This is a genomic window from Nocardia farcinica (assembly GCF_029867845.1).
In the GTDB taxonomy this organism is placed as follows: Bacteria; Actinomycetota; Actinomycetes; order Mycobacteriales; family Mycobacteriaceae; genus Nocardia; species Nocardia farcinica_A.
Map to the genome: position 1 here is coordinate 1 of NZ_JARWRU010000643.1, position 3,674 is coordinate 3,674.

The following is a 3,674-nucleotide window of genomic DNA, read 5'->3' on the forward strand; positions in this document are numbered from 1 at the left end:
CCCGGGGGGGCCGGGCCCCCCCCCCCCCGGGCGGCGCCCCGTTGCGTCGCGGGAGTCGCCGCCCCGGCCGAGCCCACTCCGCTTCCGAAAGGCACCGAGGCCGCGGTCAGGCCACCGCGCCGGCGACCTTCAGCTCGACGATCCGATCCCAGCTGAGCCCCAGCTCGAGCAGCACCTCGTCGGTCTGCTCGGCGAACCCGGGCGCGGGCCGCAGATCCGGGGCGGCGACGTCGAACTGGACCGGGTTGGCCACCAGTTCCAGCTCCCCCGCCCGGCGCAGATACTCGTTGGCCCGGATCTGCGGATCACCGAGCACCTGCTCGGAGTCCTGCACCGGCGCCCACGGCCCCGACAGCGTCGCCAGCCGCTCGGTCCACTCCGCCAGGGTGCGGCGCTTGATCTCGGCGCGCAGGATCGCCACCGCCTCGGCGGTGTGCTCGGCGATGCGCGCGGCGTCGGCGAAGCGCGGATCGTCGGCCAGCTCCGGCCGATCGATGTGGCGGCACACGTCGGCCCAGAACTTGCCCGGCTGGAGCATGACGAACGACAGGTACCGCCCGTCGGCGGTCTCGTACAGCCCCGACAACGGATTCGTCGGCGCCCCGTGCGCGCCCGGCTGCGGCGCGACCATCGGCTTGTTCCCGTACGCGGAGAGCGCGACCGTGTGCCCGAGTGACCACAGCCCGCTGCCGAGCAGGGACACGTCGACAACCGAGGGCGTGCCGGTGCGTTCCCGTTTGAGCAGTGCGGCGGCGATGCCCCCGGCCAGGTTGGTGCCGGAGATGGTGTCGCCGAAGGCCGGGCCGGGCGGCTGGATCATGCCCTCGATGCCGGGCGCGGTGATGGTGGCCGCGATCCCGCCCCGGCACCAGAAGGCGGTCATGTCGTAACCACCGCGGTCGGATTCCACGCCGCGCGGGCCGAGCGCGCTGCCGCGGGCGTAGACGATCGACGGGTTCACCGCGCGGATGTCGTCGAGATCGATGCCGAACTCGGCGCGTGCCCGCGGCAGGAAGCTGGTCAGGAAGACATCGGCGCGGCGGGCGAGTTGGTGGATCAGCTCGCGCCCCTGCGGCGTGGACATGTCGACGCCGATACTGCGTTTGCCGCGATTGGCATGCTCCACATTGGGATTCGGTTCGCCTTCCACGACGAACTGCCCGACTCGGCGCAGTCCGCGCTGCGGATCACCGGTCACCGCGTGCTCGACCTTGATCACGTCGGCGCCCCAGTCGGCGAGCACGGCGCCCGCGGAGGGGACGAAGCCGTACATGGCCACTTCGAGCACGCGGATTCCCGCGAGGGGACCGTCGGCTGTCTCGCTCATCTTTTTCTCCGTCATTCGAGATCGGACATGCTCATGTCGACATCGGCGAGCGTGGTGGGCTCGCCGTGGTCGGCGGTGTAGCGGTACGGGGTGAAGCCGCAGCGGAAGACACCGGTGTCGGGCCGGAAGTCGGCGGCCCGCCAGCCCTCGGGCGTGGCCTGCTGGACGTTGAAGCAGCGCGGCTGCTCCGAACGCGGCCTGCTCAGGTCGACCGGGGCCTGCAAACCGCCGCCGGTCCACGCGGTCTCCGCGCGCGCGTGCTCGAACACGCAGCGCCTGGTCAGCTCGTCACCGCAGGCGGTGGCCGACTTGGCGAACAGCAGCCAGGCCGGGAAGGCGCGCAGCACCTGGTAGGTGATGGGGCTGTCGGGCTTGTAGCGGGCGAACAGCTCCTGCAACTGCGCGACGGCGGGCACCCGGTCGGCGGCGTCGAGCGGCGCGGTGCCGGCGAGGTCGGCGAAGTTGTTCTGCGCGACCAGCGATGGACCGGCGTTGTCGAGGAAGGCCTGCTTGTAGGAGTTGGAGTTGGCGTCGATCCAGTCCAGCCGGTAGTCCAGGCCGGTCAGCGCCTCCTCGAGCTTGGTCAGCGCACGGTGCTCGCCGAGGAAGATCAGCCCGCGCACGCCGTTGCTCTTGATCGCCTGCGCGTACGGGGTCCAGTCGGCCAGGCCGCCGAGCGGGTACAGGCCGCTGTAGGCGATGTTCGCCCCGGAGGCGGTCAGCGCCTCGGTGAGCTTGTCGCCCATGACCTTCGTGATCGGCGAGTCACCGGTGAGCAGGCCGATTCTGCCCTTCGACTCCGGGTAGGCCTCGGTGGTGAGCCAGTCGTAGAAGCCGGTGTAGGGATTGACGTCCTCCGAGAGCGAGGAGCCGCCGCCCAATTGCAGGTCGGAGCCGGTGTTGGCGGTCTGGGTGACCTGCGCGGGGAACTCCGGCAGCAGGCACCTCAGCCGGTCCTTCACCCCGAGCCCGTCCAGCGCCGCCGCGCCGCCGACCAGGAAAAAATCCTCCCGGCAGGCTTCCAGCATGCGCTGGCGGACCTCGGTGAGCCTGGTGTCGCGCAGGTTGGTCACCAGCTCACGTCCGTCGATGCCGCCCGCGGCATTGCACCAGGACACGAAAACCTCTGCGGCGTCCACGATGTCGGGATCCTTGGTGAATCCGATGTCGGAGAACAGGCCGACCTCGATCCGGGTGGCACTCACCCCCTGGGCGGTGGCCGACGAGGCGTCTCCCGGTCCGCACACACCGCTCAGGTCACCGAAGTCACCGGACACCGCCGCGGTGGGTGCGGATTCCTCGCCCGCACCCCCTTCCCTGGCGCATGCCGTCGCGGCGAGTACGAGCGCCATGAGCGCGGCGACCAGCGTGGTGATCGTGCGATGTCTCCCGCGGCCGGTCCGGCGGGCGGCGGGGTGCGCCGCACGGATTCGTGGAGTGCGCATGGGACGTCCTTGCTGTCGAGACGAAAGCGGCCGGGCGTGGGCGCCCCTCGGCCCGCCCCGGACCGAGAATAACATTCTCCATATCAGCACATGCCATTTTTGAGATGGCGCCCCACGACCGGCCCGCATACGCTGTGATAAAGGGTTATCCGGTACAGTGCATTCATGTTCTCTTCACATCACCGGGGTTGGAGGCGCCCGTGACCAGCCCGAGCGAGCAGCCGGCTTGGAAAGAGCGCGCCGTCGAGCGTTCCCTGCGTACCGCCAAGCTGCGCGCCGAGCAGCGCGTCCAGCGGTTCCTCGACGCGGCCCAGGCGATCATCACGGAGAAGGGCAGCACGGATTTCACCGTGCAGGAGGTCGTCGACCGCTCCCGCCAGTCATTGCGCAGCTTCTATCTACAGTTCGACGGCAAGCACGAGTTGCTGCTGGCGTTGTTCGAGGACGCCCTCGGCCGCACCGCCGACCAGCTGCGCGCCGCCGCCGACGGCGAGAGCGCCCCGCTGGACAAGCTCCGCGTCACCGTGGAGCTGCTGTTCGAGTTGTGCAGGCCCGATCCCGGCGCACAGCGCCCGCTGTTCACCGATTTCGCGCCCCAGCTGCTGGTCAGCCATCCCGGCCAGGTCAAGGTGGCGCACGCCCCGATGCTCGCGCTGTTCACCGAGCTGATGACGGAGGCCGCCGAGGCGGGCGTGCTCCGCGAGGGCATGGAACCGCGCCGGGTCGCCGCCATGGTCATCCAGACCGTCATGTTCACCGCGCAGTCGGCCACCGCCGATGATCAACGGCCGATCACCGCCGCGGAGATCTGGGACTTCTGCGCCCACGGCTTCCCCGCGCGCTGCGCCGCGCGACCGACCCGGGCGCGGGGCGGCACTTCTCGGTGCCGCCCCGCCCGTATC

The 3,674-nt window shown here is 70.5% G+C and carries 2 protein-coding genes and 1 pseudogene; 1 reads left to right on the plus strand and 2 read right to left on the minus strand.

Annotated elements, in window-relative coordinates; genetic code table 11:
* Nucleotides 1-106: 106 nt before the first annotated feature.
* Nucleotides 107-1,327, minus strand: coding sequence for a CaiB/BaiF CoA transferase family protein (locus tag QH283_RS14250; protein ID WP_280503481.1), 1,221 nt, complete (start codon nucleotides 1,325-1,327; stop codon nucleotides 107-109).
* An 11-nt stretch (nucleotides 1,328-1,338) separates the two neighbouring features.
* Nucleotides 1,339-2,772 (minus strand): ABC transporter substrate-binding protein, encoded by a 1,434-nt coding sequence (locus tag QH283_RS14255; protein WP_280503482.1) that lies wholly within the window; start codon nucleotides 2,770-2,772, stop codon nucleotides 1,339-1,341.
* A 200-nt stretch (nucleotides 2,773-2,972) separates the two neighbouring features.
* Between QH283_RS14255 and QH283_RS14260 the strand changes: the two are divergent.
* Nucleotides 2,973-3,611 (plus strand): annotated as a pseudogene (locus QH283_RS14260) (TetR/AcrR family transcriptional regulator); the annotation flags it as partial.
* Nucleotides 3,612-3,674 lie beyond the last annotated feature (63 nt).

What these genes read in the sequence shown, in the direction of transcription:
- QH283_RS14250 (WP_280503481.1), bottom strand. Translation starts at nt 1,327, where the DNA reads ATGAGCGAGACAGCCGACGGTCCCCTCGCGGGAATCCGCGTGCTCGAA.
- QH283_RS14255 (WP_280503482.1), bottom strand. Translation starts at nt 2,772, where the DNA reads ATGCGCACTCCACGAATCCGTGCGGCGCACCCCGCCGCCCGCCGGACC.